Below are 19,564 nucleotides of genomic sequence, written 5' to 3'. Positions count from 1 at the left end.
CCGAGCGTTGATTCCTTGAAGGCACCGACGCCTCTTGACCGCGACAGGGACGGCAGATGACCCAGGAGCTCACTTCCCCCAGCCCCGCCCCCCAGGCCCCCGGACCGGGCCGAGGTCCCGGATGGTGGCGCGACGCCGTCATCTACCAGGTCTACGTCCGCTCCTTCGCCGACAGCGACGGCGACGGCATCGGCGATCTGCGCGGAATCCGCGCGCGGCTGCCGTACCTCAAGGACCTGGGCGTGGACGCCGTCTGGCTCACCCCCTTCTACGCCTCACCCCAGGCCGACGGCGGCTACGACGTCGCCGACTACCGCGCCGTCGACCCGCTGTTCGGCACCCTCCAGGACGCCGGCGAACTCCTCCGTGACGCCCATGACCTGGGCCTGCGGGTGATCGTCGACATCGTCCCCAACCACACCTCCGACCGGCACCCGTGGTTCACGGACCCGGAGCTCGCCCGGCAGCGCTACCTCTTCCGCCCCGGCCGGGGCGAGGGCGGCGAACTCCCGCCCAACGACTGGGAGTCGGTCTTCGGCGGCCCGGCGTGGACCCGCACCGACCGGGGCGACTGGTACCTGCACCTCTTCGCTCCCGAGCAGCCCGACCTGAACTGGGAGAACCCGGAGGTGCACGCCGAATTCGAGGCCATCATGCGCTTCTGGCTCGACCTCGGGGTCGACGGCTTCCGGGTCGATGTCGCGCACGGCATGATCAAGGCCACCGGCCTGCCGGACATCGGCCACGGCGCCCAGGCCCAGCTCATCGGCAGCCAGGTCCTGCCGTTCTTCGACCAGGACGGCGTGCACGCCATCCACCGCGCCTGGCGCCGGCTGCTGGACGGCTACGGCGAAGCCCGCGGCAGGCAGGTCATCGGCGTCGCCGAGGCCTGGGCCCCCACCCCGGAACGCCTCGCCCTGTACGTACGCCCCGACGAGCTCCACCAGGCCTTCAACTTCCAGTTCCTGAACGCCGCCTGGCAGGCCGACGCCCTCCGCACGGTGATCGACGCCTCCCTCGCCGCCACCGCCTCCGTCGGCGCCCCCACCACCTGGGTGCTGTCCAACCACGACGTCGTCCGCCACACCACCCGCCTCGGCGGCAGCCTCGCCCGCGCCCGCGCCGCCACCCTGCTGATGCTGGCCCTCCCCGGCTCCGCCTACCTCTACCAGGGCGAGGAGCTGGGCCTGCCCGAGGTCACCGACCTGCCCGACGAGGTCCGCCAGGACCCGGCGTTCTTCCGCGGCGGCCGGGCGACCGGCGCGGCGGGCCCCGGCACCGACACCGAGTCCGCGCCGGACGGTGTCGCCTCCACCAGCGGCCAGGACGGCTTCCGCGACGGCTGCCGGGTGCCGCTGCCCTGGTCCGGCGAGGCGCCGCCGTACGGCTTCGGGCCCGGCGGCAGCTGGCTACCGCAGCCCGCCGACTGGGGCGGCCTCACCGTCGCGGCCCAGACCGGCGACCCCGCCTCCACCCTGGAGCTCTACCGCACCGCCCTCGGTCTGCGGCGCCGGCTGCCGGGACTGGGCGACGGGGCGATGAGCTGGGCGCCCGCCCCCGACGGGGTGCTCGCCTTCACCCGCCCCGGCGTGCTGTGCACCGTCAACACCCTGGGGCACGACATCGAACTCCCCACCCCCGGAACACCGCTGCTCTCCAGCGCCCCGGTGACCGTCGACGGCGCCGCCGCCCGCCTCCCCGGGGACAGCTGCACCTGGTGGGCAATCTGACAGCAGACCGGTACAGTCCCACCCATGACCGCCCGGCTCTCCGATATCGCAGCACAGGCGGGTGTCAGCGAGGCCACCGTCAGCCGGGTTCTCAACGGGAAGCCCGGTGTCTCCGCCACCACCCGCCAGTCCGTGCTCGCCGCCCTCGACGTGCTGGGCTACGAGCGCCCGGTGCGGCTGCGGCAGCGCAGCGCGGGGCTGGTCGGGCTGATCACACCGGAGCTGGAGAACCCGATCTTCCCGGCGTTTGCGCAGGTCATCGGGCAGGCACTGACCCGCCAGGGCTATACACCGGTCCTCGCGACCCAGACGCCGGGCGGCTCCACCGAGGACGAGCTGACCGAGATGCTGGTCGACCGCGGGGTGGCCGGCATCATCTTCGTCTCCGGGCTGCACGCCGACACCTCCGCCGATATGCAGCGCTACGAGCAGCTGCGCGGCCAGGGCGTGCCGTTCGTCCTCATCAACGGCTTCTCCGACAAGGTGCAGGCGCCCTTCGTCTCCCCCGACGACCGGGCCGCGGTGGACCTGGCCGTCACCCACCTCAGCGCGCTCGGCCACCGGCGGATCGGGCTGGCGCTCGGTCCCAAGCGGTTCGTGCCGGTGCAGCGCAAGATCGAGGGCTTCGTACGCGCCATGCAGGAGCGGCTGCAGACCGGCCCGGCCGAGACGGAGCCGTTCATCCAGCACTCCCTCTACACACTGGAGGGCGGCCAGGCCGCGGCGGGCGCGCTGATCGAGCGGGGCGCCACGGCCCTCGTCTGCGCCAGCGACATGATGGCGCTCGGCGCGATCCGGGCGGCCCGGCAGCGGGGGCTCGACGTCCCGCGCGACGTCTCCGTGGTCGGTTTCGACGACTCCCCGCTCATCGCCTTCACCGACCCGCCGCTGACCACGATCCGGCAGCCCGTCACGGCCATGGGGCAGGCGGCCGTGCGCGCCCTGCTGGAGGAGATCGGCGGCACCCCGGCCCCGCACAGCGAGTTCGTCTTCCACCCCGAGCTGGTGGTGCGCGGTTCGACCGCCTCGGCCCCGAAACCGGCCCGGATCCCGAAGCCGCTGCGGACTTTCTGAGGGCTGCCCGAGGGCTGCTTCCCCCGGAATTACGGGGGTCGCGCGTCCCTCTTGAGACCGATATGCGGCTTCGAATACCCGACCGAAGGATGATCGCCGGTACGCCCCTTTCTGGCAGACTGTCTGCCTATGGGTGAAGCGAATACGAGGACGCTGGACGGCCTGCCGACCACCCCGCCACCCAAGGGGGAACGCGCGGACCACCCCGTGCCCGAGAGGCGGATGGCCCGTCTGCGTGCTCCTCGCACCCCCCGGCTCCGGTTCGAGATCCTGCTGATCGCGGTCAGTTACTGGACCTACTCGCTGATCCGCAACGCGGTGCCCGAGCAGAAGGCCAAGGCCCTGAGGAACGCCGACTGGATCTGGCAGGCGGAGCACTCCCTCGGCATCGCCGTCGAACACACCGTCAACCACGCCGTGAACTCCGTGACATGGCTGATCGTCACGATGAACTACTACTACGCGACGCTGCACTTCATCGTGACGATCGGGGTGCTGGTCTGGCTCTACCGCTGGCACCCCGGCCGCTACGCCGCCGCCCGGCTGGCACTCTTCGCCACCACCGGCATCGCCCTGACCGGCTACTACTTCTACCCGTTGGCGCCACCGAGGCTGATGCCGGACGGCGGCTTCATCGACACCCTCGTCAACCACGGAACCTGGGGCTCACTGGCGTCCGGCAACCTCGCCTCGATGTCCAACCAGTACGCCGCGATGCCGTCGATGCACATCGGCTGGTCCCTGTGGTGCGGCATCACCATCGCCCTGCTGGCCGGGCCCCTGTGGTGCCGCGCCCTCGGCCTCCTCTACCCCGCCACTACCCTCCTGGTCATCGTCTCCACCGCCAACCACTTCTGGCTGGACGCGATGGGGGGCGTGCTGTGCCTCGCCTTCGGGTTCGTGGTGGCGAGTGTGTGGTACGGGACGCTGCCGCACCGGCTGTCGCGTGTGTCACCCGTGACGGCGTGAGCCGGGGCCGCCTGCGGCCCGCGCACGAAGCCGCCCCCCGGCCGAGCGCGCGGACCGGGCCGGCGCGGCCACCGGGTCAGTCCCGGACGACGCCGTCAGCAGCGGGCGGCCGCCTTTTGGCCTCGGTGTGGTACCACTCGATGAGGTGCGTACGGAACAGCATGGAAGCGAACTCCGGGTCCCAGTCCGCGCTCAGATCGGGCACCACGTTCCGGTTCCACTCGAAGACCACCCCGGGGTGGCTCGCCATGGAGAAGGTGACAGTTATCCAGATCCCCTTCTCTCTCCGGTCGGCCCTCACATCCCGTAAGGAGCCCTGATCCTCTTCCGAGGCCAGACTCTCCGGCAGGGAAAGCTCCAGGGATCGCTGGAATCGCCCGAACCACTGACCCACCTCCAAGCCACCACGCGGCGTGTGGTCCATGCCCCCTCCTTTCGGTCCTGTCGTTCAAGGGACGCGTGATGATGCCGTGGGGGCGGCCACGAGGCCCGCCCCCACCCGGGTTTCTTCCCGGCGACCACCCCCACGGCGGGAAAGCCACAGAGGGGGAGACGACTACGCCCCGTAAAACAGCTGTTCCACCACGCCCCGCGCCCGCCTCGTCACGCGGCGGTAGTCGTCCAGCATCTCGCCGATGTGGCCCTCCTCGTAGCCCAGGTAGCGGCCCACGGCCGCCAGTTCGCGGCCGTCGACGGGGAACGTGTCGCCGGGGCGGGCGCGGACGATCATGACGGCGTTGCGTACACGGGCTGCGAGGACCCAGGCCTCGTCGAGGGTCTGGGCGTCCTCGGTGTCGATCAGCCCGGCGGCGTGCGCGGCCGCCAGCGCCTCGCGGGTGCGGGTGGTGCGGAGGCCGGGGACCTCCCAGCCGTGCTGCATCTGCAGGAGTTGCACCGTCCATTCGACGTCGCTGAGGCCGCCGCGGCCGAGCTTGGCGTGGGTGGTGGGGTCGGCGCCGCGGGGCAGCCGCTCGGCCTCCATCCGGGCCTTGAGCTTGCGGATCTCGCGGACCGCGTCGTCGCCCAGGCCCTCGGCCGGATAGCGCAGCGGGTCGATCAGCTCGATGAACCGCTCCCCCAGTTCGGCGTCGCCCGCGACCGGTTCGGCGCGCAGCAGGGCCTGGGATTCCCACACCAGCGACCAGCGCCGGTAGTAGGCCGCGTACGAGGCGAGGGTCCGTACGAGCGGGCCCGACCTGCCCTCCGGGCGCAGGTCGGCGTCGATGGGCAACGGCGGGTCGGAGGAGGGGAGTTCGAGCAGCCGGCGCATCTCGTTGGCGACGGCGTGGGCGGCCTTGGCGGCCTCCTGTTCGTCGGCGCCCTCGCGCGGCTCGTGGACGAAGAGGACATCGGCGTCCGAGCCGTAGCTCAGTTCGCGGCCGCCGAAGCGGCCCATGCCGATCACGGCGAAGCGGGTGGGCAGGGTGTCGCCCCACTGCTGGCGGACCGCGGCGCGCAGGGCGCCGGCGAGGGTGGCGGCGTTGAGGTCGGAGACCGCGGAGCCGACGGCGTCGACGGAGCGGCCGTGGTCGGTGTCCGCCGGGCTGAACTCGGTGCCGTACGCGCCGATGACGTCCGCGGCGGCCGTGCGGAACAGCTCTCTGCGGCGCACTCCGCGGGCCGCCGCGGCCGCCGCTTCCGCGCCGTCCGCACGGCCGACGGCGGCCAGCACCTCCTGCTCCAGCGCGGCCCGGCCGCGTGGCTGCAGCCCGTCGGGGGCACCGAGCAGGGCGACCGCCTCGGGGGCGCGCAGCAGCAGGTCGGGGGCGAGCCGGCCGGCGGACAGCACCCGGGCGAGGTTTTCGGCGGCCGCGCCCTCGTCGCGCAGCAGCCGCAGGTACCAGGGCGTCTTGCCGAGCGCGTCGGAGACCTTGCGGAAGTTGAGGAGTCCGGCGTCCGGGTCGGCGGAGTCCGCGAACCAGGCCAGCAGCACCGGCAGCAGCGTCCGCTGGATGGCGGCCTTGCGGGTCACGCCGGACGCCAGCGCCTCCAGATGCCGCAGCGCGGCCACCGGGTCGGCGTAGCCGAGCGCTTCGAGGCGGTGGCCGGCGGCCCGGGCGGAGAGCCGGGTCTCGCCGGGCTCCAGCGTGGCGACGGCGTCGAGCAGCGGGCGGTAGAAGAGCTTTTCGTGGAGCCGGCGCACTTCCCGGGCGTGCCACTTCCACTCCTTGCGGAGGGTGTCGACCGGTTCGGTCCGCAGGCCCAGCGAGCGGGCCAGGCGCCGCTGTTCGCCTTCGTCCTCGGGCATCAGATGGGTACGGCGCATCCGGAAGAGCTGGATGCGGTGCTCCAGCGTGCGCAGGAAGCGGTAGGCGGCGTCCAGGGCCGCGGCGTCCTGGCGGCCGACGTAGCCGCCGGCGGCCAGTGCCGCGAGGGCGTCGAGGGTGGTGGCGCTGCGCAGCGTGGCATCGCTGCGGCCGTGCACCAACTGCAGGAGCTGGACGGCGAATTCGACGTCGCGCAGGCCGCCGGGGCCGAGCTTGAGCTCCCGCTCGACCTGGGCGGCGGGGATGTTCTCGACGACCCGGCGGCGCATCTGGCGCACATCGGCGACGAAGTTCTCCCGCTCGGCGACCTCCCACACCATCGGCGCCAGCGCGTCCACGTACTCCTGGCCCAGCTGCAGGTCACCGGCCATCGGGCGGGCCTTGAGCAGCGCCTGGAACTCCCAGGTCTTGGCCCAGCGCTGGTAGTAGGCGAGATGGCTGGAGAGGGTGCGCACCAGCGGCCCGTTGCGGCCCTCGGGCCGCAGGTTGGCGTCCACCGGCCAGATCGTGCCCTCGACGGTGTTGTCCGAGCACAGCCGCATCATCCGGGCGGCGAGCCGCGTCGCGGCCTGCAGCGCCTGGGCCTCGTCCACGCCCTCCTTGGCCTCGGCGACGAAGATGACGTCGACGTCCGAGACGTAGTTCAGCTCCCGGCCGCCGCATTTGCCCATGCCGATGACGGCCAGCCGGCACACCGCGGCGTCGCCGGGCGCCTCCTCGTAGCTGACCTCCAGGGCGGCCCGGACCGTGGCGGTGGCCAGGTCCGCGAGCTCGGCCGCGGCCTCGGCGACATCGGTCGTGCCGCACACATCGCGGGCGGCGATGCCCAGCAGGGAGCGGCGGTAGGCGGTGCGCAGCGCGTCGGCGCGGGGCCGTTCGGCGTTCCGGCCGCCCCAGATCCCCTCGGCGAGCGCCAGCTCGAACTCGGGGGTGGTGGGGTGCAGGTCGACCGACTCGTAGGTGACCAGCGACTGCCAGACGCGCGGGTGCCGGACGAGATGGTCGGCAAGCGCCTCGGAGGCACCCAGCACCCCCAGCAGCCGGTCGCGCAGCGGTTTCGCCGCGACGATGGTGCTCAGCAGCGTCTGCTGCTCGTCCCCTTCCTGCGCCTCCACCAGCCGGACCAGGCCGTGCAGTGCCAGGTCCGGGTCAGCGGTGGCGCCCAGGGCTTCGAGCAGCACCGAGTCATCACGTACGGAGGCGAGTTCGGGGACGTCGAGCAGCCGGCCGGCCGCCGAGGGGTCGGTGAAACCGTGCCTCAGCAGCCGGGTGTAGGTGCTGCTCCGCCGGCCCTGCGGAGCGGGAAGTGCCATGGTGCAGCCTCTCGGTGGCGCGGTGGCTCAGAGCACGGGCAGCATCTTGCGCAGCTCGAAGGCGGTGACCTCGGAGCGGTACTCCTCCCACTCCTGCTTCTTGTTGCGCAGGAAGAAGTCGAAGACGTGCTCGCCCAGGGTCTCGGCGACCAGTTCGCTGCGCTCCATCAGCTCGATGGCCTCGCCGAGGTTCTGCGGCAGCGGCTCGATGCCCATCGCCCGGCGCTCGGAGTCGGACAGCGCCCAGACGTCGTCATCGGCGCCGGCCGGCAGCTCGTAGCCCTCCTCGATGCCCTTGAGACCGGCCGCGAGCAGGACCGCGTAGCTCAGGTAGGGGTTGGCGCCGGAGTCGATGGAGCGGACCTCGACCCGTGTGGAGCCCATCTTGCCGGGCTTGTACATCGGGACGCGGATCAGCGCGGAGCGGTTGTTGTGGCCCCAGCAGATGTACGAGGGGGCCTCGCCGCCGGCGCCCGCGGTGCGGTTGGCGCCGCCCCAGATGCGCTTGTAGGAGTTGACCCACTGGTTGGTGACGGCGGAGATCTCGCCCGCGTGCCGCAGCAGTCCGGCGATGAACGAGCGCCCGACCTTGGAGAGTTGGTACTCGGAGCCGGACTCGTGGAAGGCGTTGCGGTCGCCCTCGAAGAGGGAGAGGTGGGTGTGCATGCCCGAGCCCGGGTATTCGGAGAACGGCTTGGGCATGAACGTCGCCTGGACGCCCTGCTCCAGGGCCACCTGCTTCATGACCAGCCGGAACGTCATGATGTTGTCGGCGGTCGAGAGGGCGTCGGCGTAGCGCAGGTCGATCTCCTGCTGACCGGGGGCGCCCTCGTGGTGGCTGAACTCCACCGAGATGCCCATCGACTCCAGCATCGTGATCGCCTGCCGGCGGAAGTCCATGCCGACGTTCTGCGGGGTGTGGTCGAAGTAGCCCGAGGAGTCGCCGGGGGTCGGCCGCTGGCCGTCCACGGGCTTGTCCTTGAGCAGGAAGAACTCGATCTCCGGGTGGGTGTAGAAGGTGAACCCGAGGTCGGAGGTCTTGGCCAGGATGCGCTTGAGGACGTAGCGCGGGTCCGCGTAGGAGGGGGAGCCGTCCGGCATCAGGATGTCGCAGAACATCCGGGCGGTGCCGGGGGCCTCGGCGCGCCAGGGCAGGATCTGGAAGGTGCCGGGGTCCGGCTTGGCGATCATGTCGGACTCGTACACCCGGGCGAACCCTTCGATGGCCGAGCCGTCGAAGCCGATGCCCTCGTCGAAGGCCTGCTCCAGCTCCGCGGGAGCCACCGCCACGGACTTGAGGAAACCGAGGACATCGGTGAACCACAGCCGTACGAAGCGGATGTCGCGCTCCTCGAGCGTGCGGAGCACAAACTCCTGCTGCTTGTCCATGGGTCACCAATCCTTGCAGGTCAATCGGCCTGTCCCCACGCGCCGGATCACGCGAGGTGGCACACCAGTATCACGTGAGGGGGTTACCGTCACATTACGCACCCTTGGCCTGAATCAGAACCGCCGTCCCGTAACCCTCACCCCGCATCCTTCCCGCGGCGAGCGGGCTCAGCGCAGCGGACGGGGGCAAACGGGGGGCTTGGCGGAGTCTTGAAGCGGGCCTGAGCGGTCATTGACCCGGCGTTGAAGGCTCCGTTCCCTGCCCTTCCTGAGCAGCGGTCGGGCCCCGCGGCGGAGAGCCCTCCGGCCGAGCGCCGGAAAGGTACGAGGAACGGCGCAGCGGCACTCCGTTCGGCGGGCCACCGCGAGACCCATACCCCTCGGGGGTAGATTGCGTCAAGCGGACCTCCTCCCGCGTCCGCCGGTTCGCCGTCCGTCGAGAGGTCCGCGATGCAGGAACAGGGCAAGACCGCCGCGTGGTGCGGCCGTCTGCTGCTGTTCACCGCGGTGCCTGCCGCCCCCGCCACCCCCCTCCGGACGCCCGGGCAGCCCATGACCGGGCACGGCGAATGCGGCGGGCACGGCGGTCGCGGCGAACGCAGCGGGCACGGCAGGCTCCCGGCCGCGCGCACCCGTCCGCCACGCGGCCGGTGGCCGATATCCGGGCCGCCGCGCCCCGCACTCCCCGCCTGACCGTCGGTGCCGCGCGTGCAGGAGCGCGCCCCGCCGCCGACGCCCACCGGAGCCCGCGGCAGTGCCCTCACCCCGCCCAGATCACCACCGACATCGTCTCGAGGTGTTCCTCCCATGCGTACGCACTCCCGCCGCGCCCTGCTCGGCGCAGGTCTCGCCGCCGCCGGCAGCGGTCTGCTGTCCGCCTGCGCCACCGGCAAGGCCGGCGCCGGCCCGCACTCCGGCATGGACGGCATGAACGGCATGGCCCCTTCCGCCGCCCCGGACGGCCGCCCCCCGTCCGGCTACGTGTCTCCCCACGGCCCGGAGGTCGCCGAGGCCGAGCGCCTGCGGGGTGCGGGCCCCGTGCGCCGCTTCGCGCTGACCGCCGGGGTCAGCCGGTTCGACCTGGGCGGCCGTACCGTCGAGACCTGGGCGTACGGCGATGCGCTGCCCGGCAAGATCATGCGCGTCACCGCGGGCGACCGGATCGCGCTGACCCTCACCAACCTCCTTCCGCAGCCCACGACGCTGCACTGGCACGGGCTGACGGTGCGCAACGACATGGACGGCGTACCCGGGCTGACCCAGCGGTCCGTCAGGCCCGGCGGCACGTTCGACTACCACTTCGCGGTCACCACCCCCGGAACCCACTGGGTGCACCCGCACTCGGGTCTCCAGCTGGACCGCGGGCTGTACGCCCCCCTGATCGTCGACGACCCCAGGGAAGCGCTCTCCTACGACAGGGAGTGGATCGTCCTGCTGGACGACTGGGTCGACGGGGTCGACGGCAGCACCCCCGAGGACGTGCTCAAGCAGTTGCACGGGGGCGTGGACCGCGGGCCCATGAGCCATGGCGAGACGGAGATGGGCCACCCACGGGGCAGCAGGGGCGCCGCTCGCGCCATGAGCGGCGCACTCGCCCCCTCCGACGGCCCGTCGCGGATGCTCAAGGGCGCCCGGAGCAGGCTGCTCGGCCACGACGCGGGGGATGTGGACCACCCCTACCACCTCGTCAACGGCCGCACCTTCCATGACCCGCGGACCTTCCGCGCCAGGCCCGGCGACCGCATCCGGATCCGCTTCATCAACGCGGGCAGCGAGACCGCCTACCGCGTCGCCCTCGGCGACCACCGGATGACCGTGACGCACACCGACGGCCTGCCGGTCGAGCACGCCGAGACCGATGCCCTGCTCATCGGGATGGCCGAACGCTATGACGTCCTGGTCACGGCCCGGGACGGCGTCTTCCCGCTCACCGTGCTCGCCGAGGGCAAGGGGCGCTCCGCGCTGGGCCTGCTGCGCACCGGGAGCGGCGAGGCACCCGGCCCGTCCGCCCGGCCCAAGAGCCTGTACGGCCGGATCATCACGGCGGACCGGCTCATGGCCGCCGAGTCGGTACGGTCCCGGCCGCGCCGCCCCGACCGCACCCTCGAAATGACCCTCACGGGCACCATGGAGAAGTACGACTGGGCGATCAACGGGAGCCCGTACACGCCCTCCCAGCGGTATCCCGTCGAGGCCGGTGAGCGGGTCCGGATCATCTTCCGCAACCACACCAGGATGTGGCACCCGATGCATCTGCACGGCCACACCTTCACCCTGCCCAACGGCGGGCCCCGCAAGGACACCACGATCCTGCTGCCCGGCCGCAGGGTGGACGTCGATTTCCACGCCGACAACCCCGGTCTGTGGATGGTCCACTGCCACAACATCTACCACTCGGAGTCCGGGATGATGACGGTCATCGGGTACCGCAAGAAGTACCGGAATTAGCGGAAGCAGCGGCCCGGGGGTGGGGAAGGGCGCCTCCCGGTCCTTTCCCACCCCCCATTGCGTCAGAAAGACGATTACACTGGCGGGGTGCCTCAACTTCGTCTCGCCCTCAACCAGATCGACAGCTGTGTCGGCGCCCTCGACCGGAACGCCGAGACGATCCTGCGCTGGACCCGGCACGCCGCCGACCAGGGCGCACACCTCGTCGCCTTCCCCGAGATGGCGCTGACCGGCTATCCCGTCGAGGACCTGGCGCTGCGCCCCTCGTTCGTCGAGGCGAGCCGCGCGGCGCTGCGGACGCTGGCCGGCCGGCTGGCCTCGCAGGGCATGGGCGACCTCCCGGTGATCGTCGGCTACCTCGACCGCGGCGCACAGGCCAAGCCGCGCTACGGCCGGCCCGCGGGCGCCCCGCAGAACGCCGCCGCCGTGCTGTACCGCGGCGAGGTCGCGCTGACGTTCGCCAAACACCACCTTCCCAACTACGGCGTCTTCGACGAGTTCCGCTACTTCGTCCCCGGCGACACCCTGCCCGTCGTGCGGGTGCACGGGGTCGATGTCGCGCTCGCCATCTGCGAGGACCTGTGGCAGGACGGCGGACGGGTGCCGGCGGCGCACAGCGCTGGCGCCGGGCTCCTGGTGTCGGTCAACGCCTCGCCCTACGAGCGGGACAAGGACGACACCCGGCTGGAGCTGGTCCGCAAGCGGGCCCAGGAAGCCGGCTGCACCACCGCCTACCTGGCGATGATCGGCGGCCAGGACGAGCTGGTCTTCGACGGCGACTCGATCGTCGTCGACAGGGACGGCACCGTGATCGCGCGGGCGCCGCAGTTCGCGGAGGGCTGTGTGCTGGTCGACCTGGACCTGCCCGCGGCGGCGCCGGTGCCCCCGTCGGGCGTGCTGGACGACGGGCTGCGCGTCGACCACCGCGTCCTGTCGCCCGACCCGCTGCCGCCCTACCCGCCCGAGACGCCCGGCGGCGAGGCCGAACGCCTCACGGACCTGGAGGAGATCTACACCGCGCTGGTCGTCGGCCTGCGCGCCTATGCCGCCAAGAACGGCTTCGCCAGCGTGGTGCTCGGCCTCTCCGGCGGCATCGACTCGGCGCTGGTCGCCACGCTCGCCTGCGACGCCCTGGGGGCGGAACACGTGCACGCCGTGGCGATGCCCTCCCGCTACTCGTCGGAGCACTCCCTCACCGACGCCGCCGAACTCGCGAGCCGTACGGGCCTGGCCTTCCGTACGGTGCCGATCGGCCCGATGTTCGACGCCTATATGGCGGCGCTGCCGCTGACCGGGCTGGCCGAGGAGAATCTGCAGTCGCGGCTGCGGGGCACCACCTTGATGGCCCTCTCCAACCAGGAAGGCCACCTGGTCCTCGCCCCCGGCAACAAGTCCGAGCTGGCCTGCGGCTATTCGACCCTCTACGGCGACTCGGTGGGCGGTTACGGCCCGATCAAGGACGTCTACAAGTCGGTCGTCTACCAGCTGGCCCGCTGGCGCAACCAGGCCGCCGCCGACCGCGGCCGGATCCCGCCGATCCCGGAGAACACCCTCACCAAGCCCCCGAGCGCCGAACTGCGCCCCGGCCAGGTCGACACCGACTCGCTGCCCGACTACGACATCCTGGACCGCATCCTGGAGCTGTACGTCGACCACGACCGCGGCCGGGAGGACATCGTCGCCCAGGGCTTCGACGAGGCCCTGGTGACGCGGGTCCTGCGGATGGTCGACCACGCCGAGTACAAGCGCCGCCAGTACCCGCCGGGCCCCAAGATTTCCGCGAAGGGCTTCGGCAAGGACCGGCGGCTGCCGATCACCAACCACTGGCGGGAGGGGAGCTGACGGGGCGTCGGCTCCCGGGCGGCGGGGCCCGCACGGCAGTGCGGGACGTCCGGCCGGGCGGGACGTCCGGCCGGGCTGGCCGCGGGCGGTCAGCCGGTGTGGCCCTCGGCCGCGACCGGCGCACCCGCCGCCGGCCCGGCCTCCGTCTCACCGCTGCGGGTCTGGCCGCTGCGGGTCTCGCCACCGTGGGTCTCGCCGCCGTGGGTCTCTCCGCCGTGGGTCTCTCCGCTGCGGGCCACGATCCGTGAGGCGTCGTGAGCACCACGGTCCAGGAGACCGGCCACGACGGCGACGGCCAGGCCCAGGGCGGCCAGCACCGCGCCGACCAGGGTCGGGGAGGTCCAGCCCCAGCCTGCCGCCAGGGCCAGGCCGCCGACCCAGGCGCCGCCGGCGTTGGCGAGGTTGAATGCGGACTGGTTGGAGGCGGCGGCCAGCGTCGGGGCCTGCTGGGCCTTGTTCATGACCAGCATCTGCAGGGGCGTGGTGGTCAGGAAGCCGACCGCGCCGATGAGGACCACCGTCACCAGCGCCGCCCACTTCACCTGGGCGGTGAAGTGGAAGGCCGTCAGGACGAGGGCCAGGGCGGCCAGCGAGCCGTAGAGGGTCGGGCGCAGGGCCCGGTCGGTGAGCGGGCCCGCGGCGAGCGCGCCGAGGGTCATCCCGATGCCGAAGAGGGCGAGGACCAGCGGCACCGAGCCCGCGGCGAAGCCGGTGACCTCGGTCATCATCGACGCGAGGTAGCTGTAGACGGCGAAGATCCCGGCGAAGCCGAAGACGGTGGTGAGCAGGCCGAGCAGCACCTGGCGGTGGCCCAGCGCCCGCAGCTCGCCGGCCAGGCCGGTGCGCTCCTCGGCCGGCAGCGGGGGGATCAGCCGGGCCAGGGAGGCCATGGCGGCCAGCCCGATAACGGCCACGACGAGGAAGGTGGCGCGCCAGCCGAGCTGCTGGCCCAGCAGGGTCGCGGCGGGGACGCCGATGATGTTGGCGACGGTCAGGCCGAGGAACATCGTGGCGACCGCACGGGCCTGGCGGCCCTCGCGCACCAGCCGGGCGGCGACCACCGCGCCGACGCCGAAGAACGCACCGTGCGGGAGCCCGGCCAGCAGCCGGCCGGCGATCAGCAGTCCGAAGGTGGGAGCCAGGGCGGAGGCGAGGTTGCCGACCGTGAAGACCGCCATCAGGCCCACCAGCATCCGCTTGCGCGGGATACGGGAGCCGAGGGCGGTCAGGAGCGGGGCGCCGATGACGACGCCGAGGGCATAGGCGGAGACGAGGTAGCCGGCGGTGGGCACGGAGGTGTGCAGATCGTCCGCGACGTCGGGCAGCAGGCCCATCATCACGAATTCCGTGGTGCCGATACCGAAGGCCGAGATCGCAAGCGCGAGCAGAGCCAAGGGCATGAAAGACCTTTCGGGGTTTTGCGTGCGGCGGGCACGCAGCGCACGGACCGTCCTACGTAAGTTCTCTTACGGAACAAAGTCTCTCAGGCGCAGAATTCCCGCGGGGGAACGGGGCGTGACGAACCCGCGTCGGATCCCCGTCGGCAGTCCGTCGCGGTCACCGCCGGCAGTGCGCCGGTGCGCCGGTCAGATCTTCACCCTCGCCGCGACCGGAAGGTGGTCGCTGCCGGTCTCGGGCATCACCCAGGCCTTGACCGGGTCCATCCCCTTCATCATGATCTGGTCGATCCGGGCCATCGGGAACGCGGCCGGCCAGCTGAAGCCGAAGCCGTCGCCCGCCGCGCCCTGGGCGGAGCGCATCTGGGAGGTGACCGGGGCCAGCGAGCGGTCGTTCATGGTGCCGTTGAGGTCGCCGAGCAGCATGACCTTCTTCTCCGGGTCGGCGGCGATCGCCTCGCCGAGCGCCGCGGCACTGCCGTCGCGCTGGCCTGCGGTGAAGCCCGCCTCGACCTTGACGCGTACCGACGGCAGATGCGCGACGTAGACGGCGAACTTCTGGCCGTCGGCCGCGGTCACGGTGGCCCGCAGCGCGCGGGTCCAGCCCATCTTGATGTCCACCGGCTTCGTCTCGGACAGCGGGCGCTTGCTCCACAGCCCGACGGTGCCCTCGACCGTGTGGTACGGATACGCCTTCGCCAGCCCCTGCCGGTAGACGGGCAGGGCGTCGCCGGTCAGTTCCTCCAGGGCCACCACATCGGCGCCGGAGGCCACGATGTCCCGCGCGGTGGACGCCGGGTCGGGGTTGTCCGCATTGACGTTGTGGGTGGCGACCGTGAGATTGCCGCCGTTGCCGGCCTTGTCGGTGATCTGCCCGCCGAAGAGGCTGATCCAGGCGAACACCGGCAGCACCAGCGCCACCAGCGCGGTCGCCGAGCGGCGCAGCACCGCGACGACGAGCAGCAGCGGGATGCACAGCCCCAGCCACGGCAGGAAGGTCTCCAGCAGACTGCCCAGGTTCCCCACGGTGTTGGGGATCTGGGAGTGCAGCATCATCAGCAGGCCCACCAGGACCGCGAGCACCGCGAGCACGATGCCGCGGCGCCACATGCCCTCGGGACGCCACCAGTTCCGCAGGCGCTCGGCCCGGGAACCGGCCTGTCCGGGGTTGTGCCCCTGTCCCGGTTCCGTCATGTATGCCTGCGCCATGTAGCTGTCCTCACTGCGTTGCCTCGCCGCGCCTGACCTGTGGTCTCCGACCCTAGGCGATGGTCCGTAATGCGCTTTCTTAGAAGTGAGGACGGCATGGTGGCGGGTCGGGGTTCCGGTACCGGGGTTCGTGACAACGGCTGTGACAGAACAGGCATGCGCCGGTCATACGGGGCCGTTTGCGCACGGCGTCCCGGGGCGGGTGTCCTTACCCCCAAGGCCCCTGCCGCGCCGCGGAGTTCGGCCCGCCGCGGTATCCGCCGCTCTCGTATCCGCCACCGTCACCTCCGGTGCCGTCGCATCCGGTGCCCCCGGCCGTACGCCCTCCAGGACCATGTCGACGATGTCCGCCGGAAGGCTCTCGGGCAGTTCCTGCCACTCGTGGAGGAGGGCGCGGGCCAGCATCGGCCCGACGAAGAGGTCGGCGACGGTCTCCAGGTCCCGGTCGGTGCGGATCTCACCCTTCGCCACCCCTCGCCGGAGCACCCCGAGCAGCGCCTCGCGGCGGGACCGAACGACGGTGTCGTGATATTCCGCCCACAGCTCGGGCTGTGCCTGGACGTGGCTGACGAGGGTGCGCAGCAGCGCGGAGCTGCGCTTGGCCAGGCCGCGGTGGCGCAGGAACTCCAGCAGCGAGACCAGGTCGTCGCGTACCGAGGTGCCGTCCAGGAGCGGGCCCGGGACGTCCAGGGACCGCATGACATCGAGCATCAGTGCGCTCTTTCCCGGCCAGCGGCGGTAGACCGTGGCCTTGCCGACGCCTGCCTCGCGGGCGATGCGCTCCATGGACAGCTCACCTATGGAGGCCCCGTCCTCGATCAGGCGCAGCACGGCCTCGATGATGGCCGAGTCGGCCGCGGCGCTGCGCGGCCGGCCACGCCGCCCGGGGGCCGCCGGGTCCGGCCGCCCCCCGGCCGCCGCCCCGGAGTCCGCCGCCGCCCGGCTCATCGCTCCGCGCCCGCCTTCCGCTCTTCCTGCGGCTCGGCCGGCTGCGGCACCGGTGCCGTCTTGCCCGGCAGGAAGGCCGCGGCCACGACCAGCCCCAGCAGCGCGACGGCGGCCGAGCCGAGCGCGGTGATGTGCATGGCGTGGATGAAGGCCTCGTCGGCCACGGCGGTCAGCGACCGGCCCGTCGGCCCCATCCTGGCCGCGAGCCCCATCCTGTCCGCGAGCCCGTGGGTCGCCTCGATGGATTCCCCGGCCGCGTGCCGGGCGGCCGGCGGTACTCCCGGCAGCCGGTCGAGGGTGTCCTGCATACGGTCGCGGTAGCTCGTCGACAGCAGCGAGCCGAGGACGGCGACGCCGAGGGTGCCGCCGACCTGCCGGAAGACGTTGTTGAGCGCCGAGCCGGAGCCGGCCTTCTCCCGGGGCAGCGCCTGCATGACCGCGACGGTGGCCGGCGGCATGATGTGCGCCATCCCGGCGCCCTGCAGGAAGAACAGCGCCTCCAGGACCCAGATCGGGGTGTCGGTGTCCAGCAGCAGCATGCCCGACATGGTGGTGGCCACCACGAACATGCTGAAGGTGCACACCGCGCGGGCGCCGTACTGGTCGACGGCGAGCCGGGCCCGTGGCGCGAAGATCGTCTGGGCGGCGGCCAGCGGCAGGAACAGCATCCCGGCCTGCAGCGGGGTGTAGCCGCGCACGCTCTGGATGTAGAAGACGGTGAAGAACGCGACGCCCATCAGCGCGAAGAAGACCAGCGCGATGGCGGCGATGGCGGCCGAGAAGGCGGGGCTGCGGAAGTAGCTGATGTCGATGGACGGGTGGTCGCTGTGCTTCTGGTGCAGCACGAATACGACCAGCACCGTCAGGCCGCCGGCGATCGTGCCGACCACCTGCGGGTCGGTGAAGTCGGCGAGCTGACCGCCCTTGATGATGCCGTAGACCAGCAGGACGAGTCCGACGACGGACAGCAGCACCCCGAACGGGTCCAGCCGGCCGGGGCCGGGGTCCTTGGAGTCGGGCACCAGGATCACCATCGCGATCAGCGAGACCACCACGACCGGGGCGTTGATCATGAAGACCGAGCCCCACCAGAAGTGGGCGAGCAGCAGCCCGCCGGCGATCGGGCCGACCGCGATGGCCAGCCCCACCCCGCCGGCCCAGATGCCGATCGCCCGGGGCTGTTCCTCCCGCTCGAAGACGTTCATCAGGATGGCGAGGGTGGACGGCATCACGAAGGCGCCGCCCAGCCCCATCAGCGCGCGGAAGGTGATCAGCTCCGCCGGCGATCCGGACACCCCGGCGAGCACCGACCCGGCACCGAAGACGGCCAGGCCGAAGAGCAGCGTCTTCTTGCGGCCCACCCGGTCACCGAGCAGGCCCGCGGTGAACAGCAGACCGGCGAAGACCAGCGTGTAGGAGTTGATCGCCCACTCCAGCTCGCTCTGGGTGGCGCCGAGGCCGAGCGGGGCCGGAGTCGCGATCGTCTTCATGGCGACATTGAGGATCGAGTTGTCCAGCACCACGATCAGCAGGCTGAGCATGAGGGTGGACAGGATCGCCCAGCGGCGGCGGTGGACGGGTTCCGGGATCTGTCGGGCCGGCGGAGCGCCCGGGGTGCTGGAGGAGGAGGCCATGCCCGGCACCCTAGGGTCGTTCCGATACGGGGCCGTTCCGTATCGGGAAGCCGCGCGGAGGGGGCCCTCCTTCGGGCGAAGCGGCAGCCGTCTTCCGGCCGAAGCGAGGGCGGTCGTCCGGGCGACGAGACCGGTCGTCCGGGCCGGGCAGGGGTGGCTTCCGGCCGAAGCGAGGGCGGTCACGTCCGTTCCCCTTTTCCTTTGTGCGCGGGCCGTGCCAGCATGGTCAGGAGTCCGGGGACACCGTCAGGGTGCCTCGAGATGACGAACAGGAGCCGTCACCATGACGCAGCCTTCGCCTGCCCAGAAGCCGGTTGCCAAGTCTCTGTACGGGGGCTCGGGGTCGCGCCGGATCACCGTCCGGGACATCGCCGCCGCCAAGGAGCGCGGCGAGAAGTGGCCGATGCTCACCGCCTACGACGCCATGACCGCCTCCGTCTTCGACGAGGCCGGCATCCCCGTTCTGCTCGTCGGTGACTCGATGGGCAACTGCCACCTCGGTTACGAATCCACCGTGCCGGTCACCATGGACGAGATGACCCTGCTGTCCGCGGCGGTCGTCCGGGGCACGAAGCGCGCGCTCGTCGTCGGCGATCTGCCGTTCGGCTCGTACCAGGAAGGCCCGGTACAGGCGCTGCGCAACGCCACCCGGCTGGTGAAGGACGCGGGCGTGGGCGCCGTCAAGCTGGAGGGCGGTGAGCGCTCCGCCGGCCAGGTGGAGCTGCTGGTCTCGTCCGGCATCCCGGTGATGGCGCACGTCGGGCTGACCCCGCAGTCGGTCCACGCCTACGGGGGCTACCCCGTCCAGGGCCGCGGCGAGGAGGCTGCCCAGCAGCTGCTGCGGGACGCCAAGGCGGTGCAGGACGCCGGTGCGTTCTCGGTCGTCCTGGAGGCGGTACCCGCCGAGCTGGCGGCCGAGGTCACCCGTTCGCTCTACATCCCGACCGTCGGCATCGGCGCCGGCCCGGACTGCGACGCCCAGGTGCTGGTATGGACCGACATGGCCGGCATGACGGCCGGCCGGGTCCCGAAGTTCGTCAAGCAGTACCTGGACCTGCGGGCGCAGCTCGGCGGGGCGGCGAAGGCGTTCGCCGAGGACGTCGTCGGCGGTGCGTTTCCGGCGGAACCGCATCTCTTTCACTGAACGGTTCAGGTCGGCTGACCCGCCGTAGGGGTTTCTCGCCGTTGCTCCCCCACTGCCTAAAGGGCGTGGGAGGGGCCCCCTGCGGCGGGCGTGGGTGGTCGGGTGCGGTGCCGCTCCTCCGGACTTCGTCCTGCGGCGCGGCCCCTCCCGTGAGTGGGTGGAAAAACGTGGGTGGGGGTGCACGTAAGTGACTACGTGCA

General features: G+C 72.0%; 12 protein-coding genes and 1 pseudogene. 6 read left to right on the top strand and 7 right to left on the bottom strand.

Annotated features, from left to right (window positions below; genetic code table 11):
- Positions 1-56 precede the first annotated feature (56 nt).
- The 3 genes from ABZ851_RS07890 (at position 57) to ABZ851_RS07880 (ending at position 3,773) form a co-directional block, all read left to right on the top strand.
- Positions 57-1,730 carry an alpha-amylase family glycosyl hydrolase gene (locus tag ABZ851_RS07890; RefSeq protein ID WP_361123649.1) on the top strand — a complete coding sequence of 558 codons (1,674 nt, stop codon included), beginning with the start codon at positions 57-59 and terminating at the stop codon, positions 1,728-1,730.
- Between the two features lie 24 nt (positions 1,731-1,754).
- Positions 1,755-2,804 (top strand): LacI family DNA-binding transcriptional regulator, encoded by a 1,050-nt coding sequence (locus ABZ851_RS07885; protein ID WP_361123646.1) that lies wholly within the window; start codon positions 1,755-1,757, stop codon positions 2,802-2,804.
- Positions 2,805-2,933: 129 nt separating this feature from the next.
- Positions 2,934-3,773, top strand: coding sequence for a phosphatase PAP2 family protein (locus ABZ851_RS07880; protein WP_361123643.1), 840 nt, complete (start codon positions 2,934-2,936; stop codon positions 3,771-3,773).
- Between the two features lie 76 nt (positions 3,774-3,849).
- On the opposite strand, the gene ABZ851_RS07875 is transcribed toward ABZ851_RS07880, so the two are convergent.
- The 3 genes from ABZ851_RS07875 to glnA form a co-directional block, all read right to left on the bottom strand.
- On the bottom strand, positions 3,850-4,197 hold the full coding sequence (locus tag ABZ851_RS07875; protein ID WP_361123640.1) for a hypothetical protein: 348 nt from the start codon (positions 4,195-4,197) through the stop codon (positions 3,850-3,852).
- A gap of 132 nt (positions 4,198-4,329) precedes the next feature.
- A complete protein-coding gene (locus ABZ851_RS07870; protein WP_361123637.1) occupies positions 4,330-7,353 on the bottom strand; it encodes a bifunctional [glutamine synthetase] adenylyltransferase/[glutamine synthetase]-adenylyl-L-tyrosine phosphorylase in 3,024 nt (1,007 codons plus the stop codon).
- A 27-nt stretch (positions 7,354-7,380) separates the two neighbouring features.
- Positions 7,381-8,742 carry a type I glutamate--ammonia ligase gene (glnA, locus tag ABZ851_RS07865; protein ID WP_086719506.1) on the bottom strand — a complete coding sequence of 454 codons (1,362 nt, stop codon included), beginning with the start codon at positions 8,740-8,742 and terminating at the stop codon, positions 7,381-7,383.
- Between the two features lie 807 nt (positions 8,743-9,549).
- On the opposite strand from glnA, the gene ABZ851_RS07860 reads away from it, so the two are divergent.
- Positions 9,550-11,190, top strand: a complete 1,641-nt coding sequence (locus tag ABZ851_RS07860) for a multicopper oxidase family protein (protein WP_361123627.1) — start codon at positions 9,550-9,552, stop codon at positions 11,188-11,190.
- 87 nt (positions 11,191-11,277) lie between these two features.
- On the top strand, positions 11,278-13,032 hold the full coding sequence (locus ABZ851_RS07855) for an NAD+ synthase (RefSeq protein ID WP_361123624.1): 1,755 nt from the start codon (positions 11,278-11,280) through the stop codon (positions 13,030-13,032).
- A gap of 89 nt (positions 13,033-13,121) precedes the next feature.
- Here the strand turns inward: ABZ851_RS07855 and ABZ851_RS07850 are convergent, their stop codons facing one another.
- The 4 genes and pseudogenes from ABZ851_RS07850 to ABZ851_RS07835 all read right to left on the bottom strand — a co-directional run bounded on the left by ABZ851_RS07850 (position 13,122) and on the right by ABZ851_RS07835 (position 18,220).
- Complete coding sequence (locus tag ABZ851_RS07850; RefSeq protein WP_361123621.1) at positions 13,122-14,432, bottom strand: MFS transporter; 1,311 nt, start codon at positions 14,430-14,432, stop codon at positions 13,122-13,124.
- 186 nt (positions 14,433-14,618) lie between these two features.
- Complete coding sequence (locus tag ABZ851_RS07845; RefSeq protein WP_361123618.1) at positions 14,619-15,638, bottom strand: endonuclease/exonuclease/phosphatase family protein; 1,020 nt, start codon at positions 15,636-15,638, stop codon at positions 14,619-14,621.
- Between the two features lie 312 nt (positions 15,639-15,950).
- Positions 15,951-16,586 (bottom strand): annotated as a pseudogene (locus ABZ851_RS07840) (TetR/AcrR family transcriptional regulator); the annotation flags it as partial.
- Positions 16,583-18,220, bottom strand: coding sequence for an MFS transporter (locus ABZ851_RS07835; RefSeq protein WP_361123615.1), 1,638 nt, complete (start codon positions 18,218-18,220; stop codon positions 16,583-16,585). The pseudogene ABZ851_RS07840 and the gene ABZ851_RS07835, both read right to left, overlap by 4 nt.
- Before the next feature lie 283 nt (positions 18,221-18,503).
- Here ABZ851_RS07835 and panB point away from each other — a divergent pair, with 283 nt between their 5' ends.
- Positions 18,504-19,364 carry a 3-methyl-2-oxobutanoate hydroxymethyltransferase gene (gene panB / locus ABZ851_RS07830; protein ID WP_361123612.1) on the top strand — a complete coding sequence of 287 codons (861 nt, stop codon included), beginning with the start codon at positions 18,504-18,506 and terminating at the stop codon, positions 19,362-19,364.
- Positions 19,365-19,564: the final 200 nt, after the last annotated feature.

Origin of the sequence: Streptomyces sp. NPDC047049, assembly GCF_040643995.1 — a bacterium.
Classification (GTDB): Bacteria; Actinomycetota; Actinomycetes; order Streptomycetales; family Streptomycetaceae; genus Streptomyces; species Streptomyces mooreae.
Note: the sequence above shows the minus strand (reverse complement) of the source record. Positions and strands in the feature narration are given on the sequence as shown.

What these genes read in the sequence shown, in the direction of transcription:
- ABZ851_RS07885 (WP_361123646.1), top strand. Translation starts at nt 1,755, where the DNA reads ATGACCGCCCGGCTCTCCGATATCGCAGCACAGGCGGGTGTCAGCGAG.
- glnA (WP_086719506.1), bottom strand. Translation starts at nt 8,742, where the DNA reads ATGGACAAGCAGCAGGAGTTTGTGCTCCGCACGCTCGAGGAGCGCGAC.
- ABZ851_RS07860 (WP_361123627.1), top strand. Translation starts at nt 9,550, where the DNA reads ATGCGTACGCACTCCCGCCGCGCCCTGCTCGGCGCAGGTCTCGCCGCC.
- ABZ851_RS07845 (WP_361123618.1), bottom strand. Translation starts at nt 15,638, where the DNA reads ATGGCGCAGGCATACATGACGGAACCGGGACAGGGGCACAACCCCGGA.
- ABZ851_RS07880 (WP_361123643.1), top strand. Translation starts at nt 2,934, where the DNA reads ATGGGTGAAGCGAATACGAGGACGCTGGACGGCCTGCCGACCACCCCG.
- ABZ851_RS07875 (WP_361123640.1), bottom strand. Translation starts at nt 4,197, where the DNA reads ATGGACCACACGCCGCGTGGTGGCTTGGAGGTGGGTCAGTGGTTCGGG.
- ABZ851_RS07850 (WP_361123621.1), bottom strand. Translation starts at nt 14,432, where the DNA reads ATGCCCTTGGCTCTGCTCGCGCTTGCGATCTCGGCCTTCGGTATCGGC.
- ABZ851_RS07835 (WP_361123615.1), bottom strand. Translation starts at nt 18,220, where the DNA reads ATGGCCTCCTCCTCCAGCACCCCGGGCGCTCCGCCGGCCCGACAGATC.
- panB (WP_361123612.1), top strand. Translation starts at nt 18,504, where the DNA reads ATGACGCAGCCTTCGCCTGCCCAGAAGCCGGTTGCCAAGTCTCTGTAC.
- ABZ851_RS07870 (WP_361123637.1), bottom strand. Translation starts at nt 7,353, where the DNA reads ATGGCACTTCCCGCTCCGCAGGGCCGGCGGAGCAGCACCTACACCCGG.
- ABZ851_RS07890 (WP_361123649.1), top strand. Translation starts at nt 57, where the DNA reads ATGACCCAGGAGCTCACTTCCCCCAGCCCCGCCCCCCAGGCCCCCGGA.